The sequence below is a fragment of the Chryseobacterium taichungense genome (assembly GCF_900109935.1).
Lineage (GTDB): Bacteria > Bacteroidota > Bacteroidia > Flavobacteriales > Weeksellaceae > Chryseobacterium > Chryseobacterium taichungense.
The window spans coordinates 203191-223347 of sequence record NZ_FOBV01000008.1 but is presented as its reverse complement, the minus strand read 5'-3'; the positions used below and the strand labels follow the sequence as shown (position 1 = coordinate 223347).

The 20157-nt window shown below is 37.0% G+C and carries 11 protein-coding genes and 1 pseudogene; 7 read left to right on the top strand and 5 right to left on the bottom strand.

Features of this window, described 5'->3' with window-relative positions; genetic code table 11:
- Positions 1-93, top strand: a pseudogene (locus BMW64_RS16865) (RteC domain-containing protein); the annotation flags it as partial.
- Here the strand turns inward: BMW64_RS16865 and BMW64_RS16860 are convergent.
- The 3 genes from BMW64_RS16860 to BMW64_RS16850 all read right to left on the bottom strand — a co-directional run bounded on the left by BMW64_RS16860 (position 68) and on the right by BMW64_RS16850 (position 6766).
- On the bottom strand, positions 68-5491 hold the full coding sequence (locus BMW64_RS16860; protein ID WP_090001240.1) for an N-6 DNA methylase: 5424 nt from the start codon (positions 5489-5491) through the stop codon (positions 68-70). The pseudogene BMW64_RS16865 and the gene BMW64_RS16860 sit on opposite strands and share 26 nt — an antisense overlap.
- Positions 5478-5915 carry a DUF1896 domain-containing protein gene (locus BMW64_RS16855; RefSeq protein ID WP_090001238.1) on the bottom strand — a complete coding sequence of 146 codons (438 nt, stop codon included), beginning with the start codon at positions 5913-5915 and terminating at the stop codon, positions 5478-5480. The genes BMW64_RS16860 and BMW64_RS16855 overlap by 14 nt, the downstream gene beginning before the upstream one ends.
- A 146-nt stretch (positions 5916-6061) precedes the next feature.
- On the bottom strand, positions 6062-6766 hold the full coding sequence (locus BMW64_RS16850) for an ORF6N domain-containing protein (RefSeq protein ID WP_449390428.1): 705 nt from the start codon (positions 6764-6766) through the stop codon (positions 6062-6064).
- Between the two features lie 283 nt (positions 6767-7049).
- On the opposite strand from BMW64_RS16850, the gene BMW64_RS16845 reads away from it, so the two are divergent.
- From BMW64_RS16845 to BMW64_RS16820, 6 genes are all read left to right on the top strand, one after another.
- On the top strand, positions 7050-7340 hold the full coding sequence (locus tag BMW64_RS16845) for a helix-turn-helix domain-containing protein (protein WP_059153762.1): 291 nt from the start codon (positions 7050-7052) through the stop codon (positions 7338-7340).
- Positions 7341-7439: 99 nt separating this feature from the next.
- Entirely contained in the window at positions 7440-8894 is a 1455-nt protein-coding gene (locus tag BMW64_RS16840; protein ID WP_090001236.1) for a DUF3945 domain-containing protein, read from the top strand.
- Between the two features lie 78 nt (positions 8895-8972).
- On the top strand, positions 8973-11105 hold the full coding sequence (locus tag BMW64_RS16835; protein WP_090001234.1) for a type IA DNA topoisomerase: 2133 nt from the start codon (positions 8973-8975) through the stop codon (positions 11103-11105).
- 327 nt (positions 11106-11432) lie between these two features.
- Positions 11433-13370 carry a hypothetical protein gene (locus BMW64_RS16830; protein WP_090001232.1) on the top strand — a complete coding sequence of 646 codons (1938 nt, stop codon included), beginning with the start codon at positions 11433-11435 and terminating at the stop codon, positions 13368-13370.
- A 703-nt stretch (positions 13371-14073) separates the two neighbouring features.
- A complete protein-coding gene (locus BMW64_RS16825; protein WP_090001230.1) occupies positions 14074-16146 on the top strand; it encodes a DEAD/DEAH box helicase in 2073 nt (690 codons plus the stop codon).
- A complete protein-coding gene (locus tag BMW64_RS16820; protein WP_090001228.1) occupies positions 16146-16853 on the top strand; it encodes a DUF2290 domain-containing protein in 708 nt (235 codons plus the stop codon). The genes BMW64_RS16825 and BMW64_RS16820 overlap by 1 nt, the downstream gene beginning before the upstream one ends.
- Before the next feature lie 228 nt (positions 16854-17081).
- Here the strand turns inward: BMW64_RS16820 and BMW64_RS16815 are convergent, their stop codons facing one another.
- On the bottom strand, positions 17082-18824 hold the full coding sequence (locus BMW64_RS16815; protein ID WP_090001226.1) for a DUF6119 family protein: 1743 nt from the start codon (positions 18822-18824) through the stop codon (positions 17082-17084).
- A gap of 441 nt (positions 18825-19265) precedes the next feature.
- Positions 19266-19574: a helix-turn-helix domain-containing protein gene (locus BMW64_RS16810; protein WP_090001224.1), complete on the bottom strand. Its 309-nt coding sequence runs from the start codon at positions 19572-19574 to the stop codon at positions 19266-19268.
- Between the last annotated feature and the right edge of the window lie 583 nt (positions 19575-20157).

Here is a 20157-nt window from a genome sequence, read left to right as displayed (position 1 = left end):
TTAGACACATTTTATTTTGAAGCAGACCATCGTTTTTCTACTTCACACGATTATAAGGTTGCCAAGATTATTGCCAATGACCTGATACAAGTTTAATGCTTTCCTGCACCTTTGGGGCTTCATTCTGCTTTTCTGCCTGCTCCGAAGCATCTTGTTTGGTTTCCGGCGTAATAGATAGCTGTATCTTTCTTTCTACGGCAGCCAGTTCCGTTTTAAGCTCACTCAATCGACTTTCCTTAGCCCAAGTACCGTTAACCACTTCCTGAAGTATCGGCAGGTCTTTTTGTATTTCAGCGATTTTCTCCTGCTCCTGCTTCACAAAGCCCGGCAGTTTTTCCAAAGCCCTTAAAAAATTCATTGCGGCGGTTTCGGGGTCTTTTGCCATCAGACCGTTATTGTAGGTGTACTTGATATTGCCCTCGCCAGTTATAAAAAATCTATTGACCCTTTCGAGTGTTGAATTATCCTTTGGAAGTTCTGTTTTAACCAATAATTGAAACCCGTAGAGGTTGCCTATTTCACGATAGTCGCCTGCCGTGCGGGCTTTGTTCGCAATCTCGTTCAGTTTTGCGCCTATTTGTTTCGGATTTGCATTGGGCGGCAAGCCATCTAACAGCACAGGGTTTTCGATTGTACCGTCCGAACGCTTTTGCAGGCGTTGCTGTAAGTTTTCCCAGTCGGTACTCATCCGGTTCAAACGGGATTGAGTGCTTTGCAACATTTCCATATAATCCTGTACCTTAAATTTGGCACTGGATTTAGAGCGGTTGAACGCCTGCTTTTCGCTTTCCAGTCCGGCAATCTGTTTTTCCAGTTTGGCTTTATCCAACAGGTCTGTATTTCCTGACAGGATTGCCACATATTCCGAAAAGTTCATTCCCGATTTTTCGTCCATACTTCCCTCGTCAATCGTTCTTTTGGTCAGGTTGTTAGTCTTTAACTGGTCGATGAAAAGCTGCTTATTATACAGCAGGTTGAATTTGTAACTGTCCAACGATTTTTCAACTGCATAGATAATCACAGCAACTTTATTATCGGCAAAGAATTTGGCAATCTCATTGCCTTTTCTGATTGCCCGCCCGTCCCTTTGGGCAAGGTCAGACGGTCGCCACGGTGTATCTAAATGATGAACGGCAACAGCTCTTTTCTGTGCGTTTACGCCAGTTCCGAGCATACTTGTAGAACCGAACAGTACACGGATTTTGCCCTCGTTCATTCCGTTGATAAGTTCCTTACGTTGCTTATCATTTTTCGCTTCCTGAATAAACCTTACTTCGTGCGCAGGTATGCCGTGGTCCTCCACGAGTTTGCGTTTTATTTCGGAGTACACGTTCCATTCGCCGGGCTTGTAGGTTCCCAAATCGGAGAAAACGAACTGCGTTCCTTTCTGTGCGTTGAACTGGTTGTAATACTTGGCGATATTTACCGCACAATGCGAAGCCTTGTTGTCGGGATGGTCGTCGTATATACCACTTACCATACGCATATCGAGCGACATCTTACGGGCATAGTCCGTCGCAATGAGCATCTTTGCTTTTTCTTCCCTTTGCGATAATGGTTCTCTACCGAGCAAAGTAGCATCGCCCGTTTTGGCAAACTGCATCAGGCTTTGGATAAAGGCTTCTTGGTCGGGCGTTGGCGGTATGTTGTACAATACCTCGTTCTTAGTGGGGCGGTCAATACCAATATCCTTAGCCGTTCTGTAATCCGTGATTTCAGAATAGAACTGTGCCAGTTCCGGCACTTTGATAAAGTAGCGGAAACGCTCTTTTGCTACAATATTGTTAGCTACCGAAAATTCATAATCGGTCGTTTTCCGTGCATAGATAGCTGCCCACGCATCAAAGGAATGAATACCCTGTTTTTCCAATGCACGGGGGCGCAGGTATTTAAACAGCAGGTACAATTCCGTTAATGAATTGCTGATGGTTGTACCCGAAAGAAAGGTTGCACCCATATCCGCATTGGTACGCTCCTGAATGGTGCGGATTGCAAACAGCAGGTTCAGTGCCTTTTGGCTGCCGTCCACGTTCCCCAGTCCGGCAACCCGTGTATGACGGGTGTTGAACATCAGGTTTTTGAACTGGTGGCTTTCGTCCACAAACAAATGGTCTATGCCCATCATCTTAAAGTCCACAATATCATCCTTACGGTTTTCAATATCGTGTTGCAGCGTTTTCAGCTTTACTTCAAGATTTTCTTTCCGCTTGATTACCCCGGCGAGCATTCCCCTTGTCACTTCCTTGCCCTGCGATTTCAGGGCATCGAGATTGCGCTCTACGCTGTCCAGTTCTATTTCGAGGATTTCCTTTTCTATTTCGGGCGATTGCGGTATCATTCCGAACTGGTCGTGCGTAAGTATCACGCAATCCCAATCATTATTTTTAATATTCCCGAAAATCCGCAGGCGTTTTTTCGGCGTAAAATCATCAATACCCGGATAAAGGATTTTGGCGTGTGGATAGGCTTTACGGTAGTCTTCGGCAATGGCAGGTATATTTGCTTTCAGCCCGATAATCATCGGCTTATGGGCTAATCCCAAACGCTTCATTTCCTGCGCTGCGGTACACATTATCAGCGTTTTTCCTGCGCCTACTTCGTGGTCGCAGATAGCACCGTTGTTCAGCTTTATCATCCAAACGGTGTCCTTTTGACTTGAATACAGGTCTTCAATGCCTGCTCCCTTGCGGTCTAATCCCGGAAATTCCTGATGGCTTCCGTCATAGTTTGGGCGAACGAAACAATTAAAGGTATCGTTGTACTGGTCGGTCAGCCTGTTTTTAAACTCATCGTTCTGTGCGTGTAGCCAGTCGGTAAAGGCGGTACGGATTTCGTCAATCTTGGTGTTCGCCATTTGTATGGCTTCCATATCCCGTACTTTAACCTCTTGGTCGCCAACCATTACTTTTTTGGTAATATCAGGCGTGGTATTGACAAGGGCGTGTTTAAGCAGGGCAATACCGTCAAACGTGCGGCTTTCCGCTTTGACCGCATATTTTTCCCAAATGTGCATATTGCCCTGATGACACTTTACGGAAAAGTCGTCGGAGCTTTCGGAGTAATGAACCAGTACATCCGCATCGAACAAATGCGAAGCGAAACGGGCATAAATTCCGGTAGGTATCCACCGTTCGCCGAGGTTAAAATCCAGTTCCTCAAATTCGATACGTTTTGGTCGGGCTTCCTCTAAAGCGGTAAGGCTTTCTTTGGCTTCGGTATCATCGGGATAGTTTTCGAGATAGGCTCTTACTTCATCTGCTTTCTCCACCACGTTGCCTGCAATCCAACGTTCGGCTATTTCATATTCCTGTTGTAGCGGATTGTAGAACAACCGCCCGTGCAGGGCTTCTTTCAGGGTATCGGCAGGCAGGCTGCTGATTTCGGACATAAAGTCCAAATCCACATTTCCGTATTTGTTCAGGGAGGCAGCTAAAGCCTCTTCGGGATTGTCGGTTGCTAACGTGGTAGTAGAGAAACTGACCGGACGGCTGAAAATATCCGCTTTATGGATTATGCCGCCAATGACACGCTCCAGATAGGGGATTTCTTTACCTGCACTGTCTGTTTTTATCAGCTTGGCATTGTCGGCAGTATTGAGATTGCCGTATTTTTTGGTAAAGGCATCGTACAGCAGGTTCAGGGTTTCCCGTTCTTCCCTGTGTTCGGTCTGTTTTTCAGCTTCTTTTTGGTACAGGTTGATATAACTGTCCCTTACGGCTATGTAGGCTTCGGCTCTTGCTTTCTGTGCCGACGGCAATTGCAATGGATGAAAGATAGCTTTTTTGTCTTCCTTATCCACCTCTTGCAAATAGCCGATCCAACCTTTATCCACCACAAGGCAATCATTCCGGTGGAATAATTGCAGTTCGCCGCTATACGGAGCAGGTTCAGGAACGGTGTTAATATCGGTAACGGGAATGGCAGTCTTATCAGACTGGCCATTGCCGTTTATTTGTGAAAACAGGTCGCCGATGGCTTCCTGTTTTTTGCTGTTTACTTGGCTTTTTCCATTGGTAGCACCATTGGATTTTAGCGGTGTATAAGGTTGCTGCCTGGCACTGCTGAACAGGTCGGGTTGACGACCTATTGTGCCTCTTCTTTTATTACTACTTTGCCTTTTGTTTTGGGTAGTTCTTTTAGGTGGAGCAAGCACCATTACAGGCTCACCCGCACTTTCAAACAGGTCAAAAATGCTTAGTTGTTTTAGTTCCTGTGGGCTTTCCTGATGGACTACCGGAGTGGTTATAAGCTGCGGTTTTTGCTGAACGATTGCAGGGTCTATGACCGGAGGTGTAACCTTTGGTTCAATCGGAATTTGTATCATAGGCTCATCATTGCGTTCGCCTTTGTATAAATTCAAATTCAGATGGTTCCCAAAATCTTCGGAAAGCATTTGTTTCAAATCTTTGGCAATACCCTCAACACCGTCTTTATGCGTATAGATTAAGGCAGGTTGACCGTATGGGTCGGTATCTAATTTTTGGTCGGTATGGATAATTCTTGTACCGTCCTGAAAGAGCGCATTGCCCGGCGTATTGTATTCGGTTGGCTTGCTTTGGCAAAACAGATCTTCCCTGTCGGTCAGATTTTGTTTTGCCGTATTTTTTTGCAGGATAATCAGGTCGCTGCCCACTTCCGTACCTGCATATTCGGTAAACAGATTGTTGGGCAGTCTTACAACCGAAACCAAATTATTATCCTGCATCAACGCCCTGCGTATGGGTTCGTTCTTAGGGCTATTCAGAATGCCCTGCGAAGTGATGTAAGCCAACAAACCACCCTCACGGAGCATATCAGCACCTTTCAGAAAAAAGTAATTGTGTATGCTTCGGGCAGCCTGTTCCTTTGCGCTGTTTCTGCTGCGTGAATAAGAAAGGTCAAATACAGAAGTATCGCCGAACGGTATATTACTGGCGATTATATCATAGTTGTTTTGTTCCCTTTCGGGAATTTCCTCAAAACCGTTGATACGGATATTGCTTTCGGGGTAAAGCTGCTTTAAAATCTTGCCTGTAAGCAAGTCTTTTTCATAAGCGGTAACACTGGCTTTCTGATTTTCCGAAAAGGATTGGATGAATGAACCGATACCTGCGGAGGGTTCGAGGAATTTATCAATGTGCAGACCATTATCCCGCAAGGCAGATGAAATGGCATCTATAACCTTTGGCGGGGTATAAAAAGCCGTCAGCACGGAACTTTTCATACTGTCCACATACCTGCGGTATTGCTTATCGTCTTGGGAATTGTCTTTGAGGAGTTGGTGGAGTTCCTGCGTGAGTGGAAAAAGGTCGTGTTCTGTTTTTCTCCAATGATTGATGTCTATTTCGTTTTCTACGGCGTTCAGAACGAACTTAAGACCGCCAAATCCGCTGTATCGCATCATTAGCAGTCTTTCTCCTACGGTGGCTTGCCGTTTCTCCTTTTCCAGTTTAAAAACAATTCGCAGGGCATCAATATTCTGTTGGAGATGGAACCGCTTACTGAAGCCCATTTTCCTCAATCCATATTGAGATGGTTCCGGTCAGTTCGGTATAGAGTAAATCAAACTCATTTCCGTTGGCGAAATCATCAGTTAATTCATATCCTGCGAAAACATGCTCACAAACGGGAAACATTTTAAGGGCGAACGGTCGCAGTTCCTCGTCTGCCATTATGGTATCAAATTCATTGCATACCACTTTGAAAACCGTGTCGAACTTGGAGAAGTGCAAGCCCTCAAAAAGTATGTAATTGGCTATTTCGTCGCATTGCTCAACGGCGTTTCCTGAACGGAAAGCACCCTCATAAGCATTGGCAGCCCACGAAGACCGTTGATCTATAAATTTTTGGTCGTGTGCCTTTTCGGGAAAGCTGCTGTTTAATAATTCTTGCAGTCGTAATCTGAAATACGATAGGTCTTTTTGCTGTACATCCATACTTTATTTTTTTTAGAATTTTACTTAAATCCTAAAATTAGAAGCAGGAGCAAATGCCTTTGATAATGTTGCAGGGTTTAGCTTTGAAAGGCAGGATTTGGCGTAATGGGACAATAAAAAACCTCCGATAATTCGGAGGTTCATTTTTATGGCTTGTTCAATATTTGTAGCATCCTGCCGACTTCAATATCCATTCTCGAAAAGGCAAACCATTTTTTGCACAGGTCTTTGAGTGATGCACCTATATGGTAGTGTTCTGCATTATCAATAATCAAAAATCGGTCGTGGGCATCGGAGAAAACCTCAATAGTTACCGGAGGATAGTGGTTATTGTAGCGTTGTAAATCTAACCGTAACTGATTGCTGATACTTTTGGTAAGGATTGTAGCGGTTATATTAGTCTTACGCTTACCCAACAAAGTAAGCACTGTATCATCCACGTAATTATCAAGCAGGATAATAGAGCTTTTGGCACTTCGGATAATATCGGAAACAAAGGTGTAGGTATCAAATACCTGCCCATTGTAGAAAATGCCTTTCTCGCTGTGGAGCTTGTCGCTTTCCAAAGCTTTAAATAGCTCTTCAAATTTTTGGTCTGCTTCCAGTTGCTTTAACTCGATATTATCTAAACGATAAAACAAAGAGGCATTGCTGATAAGCATACGCCGCATTTCTACAAAGGCTTCCATTATTTCAACACTCATTTTAATAGCAATATCGGAGCGGAGTATGGCAGATGCCATTGCAATGCCTTGTTTGGTAAAAACATAGTGCAAATAACGTCTGCCACCATAATTTAAACTTGAGGTTTCAATTTGGAACCTCAAGTTTTCAACTTCCTCTTCGGTCAGTTCTCTTACTAACTTTTTTGAAGTCTACATATCCAGTAAATAGTATTTAAAATTTTCAAATACAATAAATAGCTGCCGACCTTTCATTTCTGCAATTGGTTATCGCTTATTTCAAATATACAATATTTTAATCATCGCTGAAATAACTGCTCAAGATCAAAATTTCAAAAAATCTTTTCGGTACTACGAAAAAGTAGTGATTTTATCTCAACTCCAATATTCAACTTTACACCAACAGAGCTGATCAGCTATTCACTTCATTTTAACATTTAAAATTAAAGTTATGAATATCGAGAGAACAGAATTTATAGCATGGATGGAGAGGATCATGGAACGATTCGACCTTCTAAAGGAACACATCATATCAAAACAATCCAAATATATTGAAATCGACGGGGAACAGCTGCTCGACAACCAGGATGTATTGCAGCTTCTGAAGATCAGTTCGAGATCCTTGCAGCGTTACCGGACTGACAAAAAGCTGCCGTACTATACGATTAGCGGCAAGCTGTATTATAAGCTGTCCGATGTCCACCAGCTCATCAGGAACAGCCTAAACTCAAAGATCACATAAAGTCAAACACAGCCAAATCATTCGGAAAGATTCCTGATTGAAAATGCCGGGTTGTTGTCCAAGTATCTTCCGTCCGTAGAAATCATAAAATATTAAGTGATGGAAGATAACCAGACTAGTAATATCAATGAAATAAAGCCGGCAAAGGATACGCTTTTGGTCCTGAACATCCATAACAACACGATAGAGATGGTGAAGGGAATCGATAAAGAAGGCAACCTGCAAACAGTACCTCCGGAAAATAAGAAAGAAAATGACCAGCTTGTAAGGGTCGATAAGCACGGGGATCTGTTCTCCAACTTTTTTTCAAATTTTTACCGGCAGCTTAAAAACCCGACGCATTTCAACTTCTTCAAAGTTTTGGAATATGATGCCGTCGATACCGCCAAAGACCTTCAGCAGTATGTCGATCAGGCATCTCCTGAAGAAAGAGAACAACTCAAGGAATATGAGATTTTACCTAAAAATACCAACCCATTAAAAAATCAGAAAACAATGGAAAACAACACAGACAACCAGGAATACCGTTTCCAGCCGGAGCAGATCGACTGGAAAACCATGGAAAAATTCGGGCTTACCCAGGAAAAGCTTGAAAAGATGAATGCCCTAGATCCTCTGCTCAGAGGCTACAAGACCAATACTTTAATTCCCATCACCATTAACCTCGGCGCTGCAGTCAGCAAAATGGACGTCCGGCTTTCCCTACAGGAAGGGGATACGGGCGACATCGGCATTAAGCTTCACGGCATCCGAAGGGAACCCAATCTTAACCTCAAATTCTTGGGTCACGAGTTCAGTGAAGAGGACAAGAAGAACCTGATGGAAAACGGCAATATGGGTAGAGTTGTTGATCTGGTCAATCCCAAGACCGATGAGATCATTCCATCCGTGATCAGCCGTGACCGCCTGACCAATGAACTGGTGGCTTACAGGGCAGAGTATATGAAGATCCCAGACGAGATCAAAGGAATCCAATTGGACGAGCATCAGAAACAAACCCTTTTGGAAGGTAAGCCTCTCTATCTCGAAGGTATGACCTCTACCAAAGGCACTACCTTCGATGCTACTGTGCAGTTCAATGCCGATAAGCGCTATGTTGAATTCATATTTGACAATAATCAAAAGCAGCATCATAGCCAGTCTCAAAAAGAAAACAATCCGCAAAACCAAAATCAACATAAAAACAGCGAACCCCCAAGAGTTTTCAGAGACAAAGAACTGGATGACAAACAGTATGAAAAATTCAAGGCAGGGGAGACGGTCTATGTCAGCGGTCTTGTTGACAGCAAAGGCAAAGAATACCAGGGCTACATAACTTTCAACAAAGAGACCGCCAAGACTGATTTTTCATTTACCAACCCCAACAAGCTAAGGGAAAAAGCACAGCCATCAGAAGCCCATAAAGCACAGACGGCTGTTAACACCGATGGTAAAACCAATGAAGCGACCAAAAACATCAAAGAACCGCTTCAATCCAAACAGCAGGAGCCTGCCAACAAGCAGCAACAGGAGCAGCAGAAAAAACCCGCCAGATCAAGAGGCAGAAAAATGTAATGGAGACCCCATTCCATTAGGGATCCTCGACCTGGCAAGAATAAATCAACCATAACAACAACCATCAAATCCAAACCTATGAAAGCCATCATTGCAGAAAAACCGAGTGTTGCCAGAGAAATTGCCCAGATTTTCAACGCCAACAACAAAAGAGACGGCCACTTTGAAGGAAACGGCTACTGTGTGACCTGGGCATTAGGTCATCTGGTATCATTGGGAATGCCGGAAGATTATGGCATTAGAGGCTTTGACAAAGCCTCTCTGCCTATCTTTCCCAATAATTTTATTCTCACTCCACGAAAGACAAAACAGACTAAACCAAAAAACTACAAGCCAGACCCATCCGCCTTAAAGCAGCTCAAGATCATTAATAATGTCTTTGGTCAATGCACAAGCATTATCGTTGCAACCGACGCAGGAAGGGAAGGCGAGCTCATCTTCCGTTATATCTATGACTACCTCCAATGCAAAAAACCATTTGAAAGACTCTGGATCAGTTCACTGACTGAAAAAGCCATACAAGAAGGCTTTAAAAATCTTAGACCCGGTTCGGATTTCGATGGTCTTTATGAAGCTGCAAAAGCCAGAAGTGAAGCCGACTGGCTGGTGGGCATCAATGCTACACAGGCATTAAGCATTGCAGCGAACAACGATGTCTATTCCTTAGGCAGGGTTCAGACCCCAACATTAGCATTGATCTGCAAAAGATTTCAGGAAAACAAAGGTTTTAAACAAAAGAAATACTGGCAGATCCAGTTACAGCACCGTAAGGATTATTTAAACTTTACAAGTCTTTCCAATCAGCAATGGGAAGACAAAAAACAGGCAGAGCAGATTTTAAAAGCGATAGAACGTGAGGGTAGAGCCACGGTAGAAGAGGTCTCCATCAACACGATCAAAGAACAGTCTCCATTACTGTTTGACCTGACAGAACTACAGAAAGAAGCCAACCGAAAGCTGGGATTATCGGCAGATGAAGTATTACAGACTGCCCAAAGTCTTTATGAAAAGAAGTTCATCACCTACCCGAGAACCGGAAGCAAATACATTCCTGAAGACCTCTGGTCAGAAATCCCTGAACTAGTAAGAATACTGAATCAATCCGACCTATTCAAGCCAGCGATAGCAACACTAAAATTCGGCAATTTCAACAAACGCATTGTCAATGATCTCAAGGTCACAGACCATCATGGACTTTTACCGACCACTAAAATACCATCTGCTTTGACCGCTAGTGAAAAAGCGATTTACTATATGATCGTTTACCGCCTGCTTGAATCATTATCAGAGCACTGTTCCAAACAGAACACACACATCACAATCAAAGTTCATCATTATGAGTTCAGTATCACAGGTTCAAAGATACTCCACAAAGGCTGGCGAGGCATCAAAGGCCTATTGTCTGATGAGAAAAATCCAATCCAAGATAGCAATAGAAATAATAATATCAATTATAGCAATAATAACGAAACACAAGAACCCCAGCTCATTGAACTTCCGGAATTCAAAAAAGTTGATGAGCTTAAAATCTCATCAACAGAACTCCAGGAAAAACTGACCAGCCCTCCAAAACTCTACACCGAAGCAGATCTTTTGTCTGCTATGGAAAACGCAGGCAGGCAGATCGAAGACAAGGAACAACAAAAAGCTTTAGCCAACATTGGTATCGGTACTCCAGCAACTAGAGCCTCCATCATTGAAACCTTAATCACAAGAAATTACATCACCAGAAAAAGCAAAACGCTGATCCCAACCCACAAAGGACAAAAGGTCTATGACCTTATCAAAGACCAAAAAATAGCCAATGTCCTGATGACCGCAGAATGGGAGATGGCGCTCCATCAAATTGAAAATAAAGAACTCGATTCAAACCAGTTCGTCAGCGACATCAAAAACTACACAGGAGAAATTACCCAAGAACTATTATCACTCAACATTTCCCAAGAAAGCATATCTGAACTCAAATGCCCCAAATGCCAGCAGCGTACTCTCACCATCAAAGAAAAGATCGTCAAATGCCCGGATGACCGATGCCAATGGATATTATTTCGGATGATATGCGGCGTACAGCTCAGCATCGATCATATCACTTCGCTCATAACAACAGGAAAAACACCACTGATCAAAAATATGAAAAGTAAAAACGGTAAAAAGTTTGATGCTTTTATTATTTTAAAAGATGATTATACTACATCTTTTGAATTTTCTTAAGATCAATAAATTCCATATTAAACCATCAAACCCACTTTCAGAATAAAGAGTGGGTTTATTCATTTTTTTTAGTACAGAAAAGATCTAATGCAATTAATTATATTTAATTTTCAGCAGCTTTAGTACTTCCAGTATTTTTTAACTTTTTTTTACTATCTGAAGTAATACCCTTTAATTCTCTACCAGTTCAAATAACTCTGAGTGTAAAGGCGCTGCTTCTCATAAGTATTCCAGATTTTGTCAGCTAATTATCAATTTATTATCAAATGATTTGTTTGGCGTCTTTTGTCTCTCAACTTTAGTAAATTTGTAGAACACGCTACAACAATGAAAAGAATTATATATTTTTCGAAAAACGATTTGGCTTGGATATATTCTATCGAGCAGATCAATAACTATTTCAATGATAATAGGCACCTGTCTGAGGCAGTAGAAATAGATGACATCTTAGAGCGTCAACATATTATTGATTATATAGAAAATGGATTTGTACATAAAGATTGGAGTTCTACAGACATTGTTACTTATAATGCCGTTATAAAAGATTTCAAAAAAGAGATTGCGCAGTACTTCAAAAATTTAAAGTGGGAAAACATCCTAAATATGTTCTCTCATATTTCTTATAGCTACACCAAAACATTTTGGTTTCTGGTAAATAAAACTGGAATATACAAAACAATTAATAGCGATCAATTTTTGGAAATAACACTTAAAAAAAATTTTAGGCTTAGTGAAATATTATACTGTAAAAATATTGTGTCATTTTTAGATCATGATATTTATACTTACATGATGTCTAGGCCAAGAACGGCAGAGATATTTCTGGACTATTTTGAGTCCAGTTATGATCAAGAGAGACAAGAAAAATTTTTTCCAAAATCTCTAAACACAACTGAAAGTGAAAAACTTATTTTAAACTATCTTGATTATGATGATGTCAATTTAAATTATGTCCGTTTAGTACAAAATAGTAAAGATTCGCCACATCTACGTATAACAGATAGAACAAGGCTGAAAGCAAAAAGGATTTCAGACAGATTAAATGATGAAATATTAAATAGTGATAATGCATTTTCTATTAAAAAAGGTATTTGTCTATCAGAAGACCAGGAGGAAATAAAGAAAACTATTTACCGAGATGGCGAGGAAATAATATCGTATAGTAGTAAGAAACTTGGTGAAAAAAAGGATGTCGCCACATTGTTTAAGAATTTCAGAACAATATTTAACTTCCTCGATTTCCAGGGTTGTATAGAATTTGTTTCTAAGAGTAGCCATCTTGAAGGTTTTGAGCGAGCGTTTATGAGGTCAAAAAATGATTACATCATTACATCAGCATTTACCTCAAGTTCGATGGATGCAATAATGCGTTTTGAAATCTATAATTATTTTTTAAAGGATTCAAACTTAAAGTTAGAAGATATTTTAGACAGCTACGTCAATAACACTTTGAATATTACTTACAATCTAAATAAATTGAGATTAAATCTTCCCAGTCAAGAAAGCTCCTTCCTTGCAAAAATAAGGTTGATCGTCCCGGAATTTGAGTCAGTGGTTGAGCAATATAAACTCTATGTTGAAGATGATATTGTAGATTACGAATTAATGCAAGTTTCTACTAAAACAACCAAAATTAGTTGCATCCCTTCACTTTTACAAAAAAAGTATGCTTACCCTACAGGAGATGATTACCACAAATTAAAATTTATCTTTTTTGATAGCGGAAGCTATTTGTTCGATTATAAAAAATATGGTGAGCGATATAGTAATTTATACGAGGTTCTAAGAAATGAAAGTCTTAATATCACTGATGTTGACGAAAATAGAAAATCTTTTTTACAATCATTAATAACAGAAGGATATCTAAGAAGTGATGAACAAGGAAATATAACAATAGTAAATACTGACACACTAATCATTATAGGTTACCTGAAAATATACGATGTGATTAGCTACCATTATTTTCCATTAGCTATTCAACAGGAATTGGACAGACTAAACCAATTGGGAATGATTAAATTCTCTGATAAGTTATTTACTGTCGCTGAGCAGGAATATTTTGACTATTACCTTAATAATAGATTTAGTAATGGTTTATGGCTTAGAAACAAATATGTTCACGCCACAAATAGCCACGATAATACTGAGCAAGAGAGAGATTATAAAATATTGCTTAAACTTATGGTATTATTAATATTAAAAATAGATGACGATCTTGTTATAGCAAGATCCATGTTCAAAAATAAAATTGGAAAAATTGAATAATTTTTAAGCCTAGCAGAGCGAACCAGCAACTTTGTCAAGAGGAAGGAGCTCCAAAGTTGGGAGTGAGCTCCTAACTTCTCCACCCAGTTTTAAAATCGTAAGCATCTCAATAAGCAATAAAACTATTTTTAAAACAAAATTTGAGAAAATTATTTTTATGATATAGGCTCGGTTTCATTGATTGTTTAAAAAAAGAATAGATGAAACAATCTAAATTTTGTTGATCAAGTTATAAAACTTAAAGGCCGATTTCTTAAAATTATAATATTTTCCTATATGGACTAATTACGCTGATTTAAATTAGCTATGTGAATATGCAGGTACATAATTATGTATATACCGATGGAAAAAATTGTAATTCCAATTTCACTTAATAATAACTATCTGTAAAAGTATGGTTGCTGCTAAATACATTTATACTAATTAGTTGATATCAAAATGCATATTATTTTTTTAGATGCAAAATAATTATCTTATGAAATTTCCACATTACCTTTTGAAGGCTTCTACATTATTTCAAAAAATAAAAATGGTAGAAATGTATGTGAGAGAGAAATATTCAAAATATAGTTGTAGAATAAGGGTTGTTTTAGTATCTATAATATTACCACTGATTAAGAAAAATTAAGAATTTCTTTGTAATTTAACCGCAAATATTAAATAATTGTATTAACAATCTTTTATTTATTCTAAAATATAAAAAATGTTCTTAGGGGATCTACACAAAATTAAAAATGACTTTTCAGCAAAATATTTAATTGATACAATTGAATCGATGGAAATAAGTAACTCATTTACTTATTATAATTTTCCTTTTTATAAAGGTGAAGTTGATGATGATATTATCAAAGCTCATGTACTGTTTGTCTCTCGGGAATTCGGAGTTATTTTTTTTAGGTGTATAGATGCAGAATCAAAATTAACAGATGAAGAAATAACAAAACTTGACGAATTAGATGGGCATATAGTTGGTAGAATTGGCAAAGTTAATGATTTACGTATTGGGAGAAGAGAACTTAAAATTAACGTGACGCCAAAATTTTTCATTGCAGATCATATCGATGTGGAAGGTGAGGATTATGTTAAAGCGGGAAACTTAGAAGACATTATAGAAAATAATAAGAAACAACTCTTAACTGATGATGAATTTCAAATACTGACCTCTGTAATTGAAGGCTCCTATCATTTGATTTCTAAGAAAGATAGATCTGTCAGTAAAGTGATCGATACCCCACCAACTAAAGGTTACATCTTAAATCAAATACAAAGTCAAATTACATCATTTGATGTAGAGCAGAAGAAGGCTGCACTTAATAATATTGATTCTCCACAACGAATAAGAGGACTTGCAGGTTCTGGAAAAACTATAATATTGGCTATGAAGGCGGCATTATATCATATACAACATCCAGAGGAAGAAATTTTATATACTTATTACACTAAGGCTCTTTATGGTCATATACGATATTTAATAGAAAAATATTATTTTGAATTTGCAGAAAATGGTAGTCCTAATTGGGATAAAATACATATTCTACATGGCTGGGGAGGAAAAGGTGTCAAAGGAGTTTATTCAACTTTGACCGAAGAAAATTTTATTAGACCAATTACTTTTATTGAAGCAAAGCGAAACAATCCAAAAAGTCCTTTTGAGCATTTATTTAATGAATTAGAAAAACATGATCTCAGTGAGAAGTTCGGTTTATCATTGATTGATGAAGGACAGGATTTTCCATCCTCTTTTTATAGAGTGATTAGAAAAATTACCACTAATTCTAGAGTTGTGTGGGCATATGATGATTTTCAAAATATATTTGATGTAAAAATTCAAGATGAAAAGCAAACATTTGGTAAAGACGCAAATGGAGATTATTTTGTGGATTTTTCGAGAGATGAGAATAATTTGCAAGATATTGTTCTTCATAAATGCTACCGAACTCCAAGGATACTTTTATTAAATGCTTTTGCTTTAGGACTTGGAATTTATAACGAACCTGTTTTACAGAGATTAGAGAATAATAATCATTGGCAAGATTTAGGGTTTGAAGTCGAATCGGGAGATTCTCAAACCGGATCCAGAATGTTGATATCTCGTCCTGAAAAAAATTCTCCTTTGATAACAAATGAATTGTTTAAGGAGGATTCTATAACATTACAAATTTTTGACGACCTTTACAAAGAATGTGCATATGTTGCTGATTTGATTGTAAAAGATATTTATGAGCAAGAATTAAATCCTGATGATATTAGCGTGATTGGAATTGATGGCAAACATATACATATTTATTTTGGGGAATTAGAAAAACTTCTGATCGAGAAAGGTATTAAGTGCTTCAATCATCTTAATACAGCCTATAATAATAAATTTTATTCTCAGACTGGGTTCGTAACACTTTCAACACTTAATAAAGCAAAAGGGAATGAATCTGGTATGGTTTATATAGTAGGAACGGAATATGCGTTTCAGCATAAAGACTATATAATTGATAGGAATAAAATATTTACTGCCATTACTCGAAGTAAAGGCTGGGTGGTAATGACTGGTTTTGAGAAGGCTGAGCAATGCAGAGTGGAAATGAATAGACTTAAAATAAATCAGAATAAATTTGATTTTATTCAGCCTTCTGAGAGTTCTACAAGAACCATTTTGAGAGGCATGGATAAGCAGCAGGGTATTTTAAATGAAATTAATGCTAGAGTTCAAGAGTTGAGTAAAATTGGACTCTCGGATTCGCAGATTCTAGAATTAATCAAAGATTTAAACAGCAAAAAATAATGAATATAGTAACATATAACACGTCTTTAAAGGATGCGGAAAAGTTGCTTAAAGAATTTGGTGTATTTAAAAAATCGGGCGATTCTTCTAGGCCATTTTCAGCTGAATTAAAGAAAATCAGTAAAAGTGCCAATATTATTGAATTACATAATTTCATTACATCTAATTCAGAGTTTTCTTTTTTATTAAACGACGATTCGGTATTTCAATTTTCTAAAGAGGGAGATGAGCTGAGATATAGTTTCATACAAACGCCCTACAAATATTTGACTATAGAACAGTATGTAGAAACAATGTACAGCAGAGAGTTTCTAGAAGAGTTAATGGATGAATATACTTCAGTTGAAAATTTTTACCCGGTTATTCAAGAAGATTACGAGCAATTTTTAGAAACCCAAGGATTGACCGCTAATTTTAATTATGTGCGCTACGATTTTAATGATATAGGATACCATCCAATGCTCCACTCTAAATCACATCTTCATATTGGAACAAATAGTAACTTGCGAATTCCACTATCAAAATACTTTACTCCGTTAAAATTTGTCAAATTTTGCTTGAAAAATACCTATTATAGAGAATGGAAAGATTTTTTTCTCAAAAAGACTGATCAAAATAAATTTTTAAAAGATATAAAAAATATGTGTGCTGAATTAGATTCAAAAGATTGGCATAATAGTGAAGAAAATGAATTTTTTATGAGTTAAGAATATCATATCACACATTTATATGCCCCCAACTTAATTTCTGTTGGAGGATATGCATAGAAGCAATCTGATGCTATCATATTTATCAGGCTTTATCCCTCCAGTCTCGATAATGTTTAAAGTAATAGCGATACATATTTTGAGAGATTATTTCTAATTAAACCATTTTTCATACATAGATGCTTTTTTATATTGAATAAAAAATCTTAAAAATAAAGTTTGATCATTTTATACTGTTCTAATCTGACCGATTTCTAGATTGTAATAATTGATTCTCATTTCGGATGAACATTGCACTAAAGAGAATTTTGCAATATTCGAATTGTAACTATCAATATTATCTTCCACAAGTAAATCCTGTTGTTGTTGAGATTTGAAAGCTAACGAATAAACTATATTTTTTTGCGAGAATAAATCTACAAATTCTTCTTGTGATAAATTATTAACACTTCTACCTTTATTTACAATAGCGCTATAGATTTTTACTAGGAAAGTTTTTTCTTCTGTTCCCAAACATTCCTTTAATCTTCTTGCTGAAATTAAAACTTGATTTGTTAGCTCTCTCATGTCAGCACTAAATCCTTTTTTTACATGAGTTAGATATATACGGTCATTAGTATAATATAGTACATCACATAATTCTACGCCATCAACTAAGATTGTGTCAATTACAATGAAATTTTCCATTTCATTATATATTAAATTATAGTCACCTTCTTTATTTAAAAGTCTAGACCAATTCATAAGATAATTATCACGAAGTTTGTATGTTTTTAAAACATGGACAGTTTGAGTCTTTAATTCTTTAATAAATGTATCTCTCAAGAAATACCATTTATTATCTATTAAGAATATTGGAGATGTTCCAAGTCTAAACTCTGAACTAATATGATATAAAAATGAGGCACTAACTGTCTTCACATTATCTTTGTAGCAGGTAATTCTAACTCCTTGAAGAAACACCATAAAGTTAAATTTATCTAAAGGTTGAATTTGTTTCAAAGCATAAGAAATAACATTTTCATAGATATCATCTTTGCTATTGACAATTTTAAACACAGAGTGACCGCCATTTTCCGTCTTTTCTTTTAATCTGTATTCGTCGGCTTCATAAAATTTTTCAATATTGTTAGGATTGCAAAAATCGAATTGAAACAATCTTACGTTTGCATCACCAACTATATATCTAATATCCTCGTAAATATTATCAATCAATAACCTTTTTAAATCTCTTTCGATAAAAGCTGAATCTGTAATTTCAATATAGGAACTTAAAAAGTCAGAAGATATCAATTGCCGTATGACTATTATCTCCTTGATTATTTTATGTAATTCATTAAAATTAATATTTTTCTTTATTTTGATACCTTTTCCAACAGTCAGTTGAGTTCTGGGTCGTTTTTTATCTATCAAAAATTTAAAATGAAGTTTAGATGTCTTTTCATTAAGTTTAATCTGGATTTCCTTTGGAACATTTCCAAATTTTATATAGTCTATAATTTTAAAATCATTTCTGTACTGTTCGCTAAAACCAGCCCTATTTCCAGTTATACCTCTAGCTTTGATTGAGGTAATACTATCTTCTGTTGGTTGAATTATCTTTGAATAAGTATCAATTCCAAAGCTTTGATCAATAAATGGTAAAATAATTTTGTATGAATTCCCTCCAATTACGCAATAAATATCGAATTCAGTCTTTATAAATAATATTAATGCAACAGATTGCTGGAAAAAGTTTTTGGTTTCACTTAAGGTTTTAGGGAAAAATGATTTCCACTCAGATTCAATTTCATCAGTATTGAATGTATAAAGAATATACTCAATATTTTCGATCGTAAAAATACTTAAATCTTCCTGTTCTATTTGATTGTTAAAATCCTTTAGAATTCTAAGTATAATTTCATAATCGCTTAACCCCCTGAGTTTCACAATTTGCTTATCTAATCTATAGATGTTTGGAACAATTTTCATAATTATAGTTTTTTTAAAATTATAAAAATTTCTTCATTTTTGAACCTTTTTCAGAGTAAAATAAACTTCTTTGTTTATAATAATTTTATAAAATCAGAACAATAATAGTGTGTTGATCAAATACATAAATTGTAAGTTTATAACGTCAAAATTCATCTATAAAAAGATGCGAAGTAGATAGTTATAAAATATTTACATTACAAAAAAAATTAGATAATTTGTCTTGGATTAGTTTCATGAGATTGCTTACAACAGTAGACCTATATTTCAATCATAAATTCTGACATATTTTTTAAATCCTCGTTAAAATGTTCCGACAATTGTTCGTCGTGGACTACCTTTCCTAACAAGGATTCGCTGAAAGGAAAGAAGTTTTGATAAATGTTCAGATCGAAACTATCAAGAAATTAGTAAATAAAACAGAAAATCCTAGCTCGTGAGTTAGGATTTTCTTCTATTATGATTTTTGAACTCTTTTTGTAATTGCATTATTTCAAGTTCAAGATTTTTATAATCAGTCGCAGTCAGCTTGGTAAATACAAATAATATATCAATTTTAAAGAAGTTGCAGAATTTAACGATACTCTCTACGGTAGGATTTGTTTCTGCTCTCTCAATTCTACCCACTTGATTACCTGAAAGATTAATCTCATTTCCAAGTTGCAATTGCGAAAGCTTATTCTTTAGCCTATAAAATTGGAAGATTTTTCCAATCTGAAATTTTAAGTCATCTACTTCCCATATATACATATAGTAAATTTTGGACTTTCTTTAATTTTTCATAAACACATATATGTGTTATTGATATTTTTTTATTATATTTGTAAAATAGGTTACAGAAAATGTAACTTTGCGATACTTCAAAGAATAATAGAAGCTATTGCTTAGAATCTTGTATTAGAAAACTGGTAATTTTAGAATGCACAAGACGATAAGCAGAAAGCTCACGACCTAGGCGTGGGCTCTCTTATCTTGTGCAAAGGTATACCAGTACCCCTAATACGGATAATGTAGAGTCCCACGCCGTCTTTTTCAATGCAGTTCGCCCATCTCTACATTACAATCTAAGCCCGCTTCCTAAAAATAGTATCAGACTACACGATACAATAGGAGGGTACAACCTATTGCGGCTTTAAAAAGCTTACACGGGACAAAGATTCATTCATATTAAATTCTTTCCGGTGCCTGGCGGTCACTGCTTACAGAACCTCACCAGTCCTTTTTCACACCAAAGGGCATCAGGAAAGTTTTATTAAAAAAGAATCAAAAATACTACTCAACTTAAAAATTCAGAAGAAAGAAAAAAGCCCCTTCCCATAGCGTTTGGAGACCA

Bases quoted from the DNA above. Each gene is read 5' to 3' on its own strand.
- BMW64_RS16860 (WP_090001240.1), bottom strand. From the start codon at position 5,491: ATGGGCTTCAGTAAGCGGTTCCATCTCCAACAGAATATTGATGCCCTG.
- BMW64_RS16855 (WP_090001238.1), bottom strand. From the start codon at position 5,915: ATGGATGTACAGCAAAAAGACCTATCGTATTTCAGATTACGACTGCAA.
- BMW64_RS16845 (WP_059153762.1), top strand. From the start codon at position 7,050: ATGAATATCGAGAGAACAGAATTTATAGCATGGATGGAGAGGATCATG.
- BMW64_RS16840 (WP_090001236.1), top strand. From the start codon at position 7,440: ATGGAAGATAACCAGACTAGTAATATCAATGAAATAAAGCCGGCAAAG.
- BMW64_RS16835 (WP_090001234.1), top strand. From the start codon at position 8,973: ATGAAAGCCATCATTGCAGAAAAACCGAGTGTTGCCAGAGAAATTGCC.
- BMW64_RS16830 (WP_090001232.1), top strand. From the start codon at position 11,433: ATGAAAAGAATTATATATTTTTCGAAAAACGATTTGGCTTGGATATAT.
- BMW64_RS16825 (WP_090001230.1), top strand. From the start codon at position 14,074: ATGTTCTTAGGGGATCTACACAAAATTAAAAATGACTTTTCAGCAAAA.
- BMW64_RS16820 (WP_090001228.1), top strand. From the start codon at position 16,146: ATGAATATAGTAACATATAACACGTCTTTAAAGGATGCGGAAAAGTTG.
- BMW64_RS16815 (WP_090001226.1), bottom strand. From the start codon at position 18,824: ATGAAAATTGTTCCAAACATCTATAGATTAGATAAGCAAATTGTGAAA.
- BMW64_RS16810 (WP_090001224.1), bottom strand. From the start codon at position 19,574: ATGTATATATGGGAAGTAGATGACTTAAAATTTCAGATTGGAAAAATC.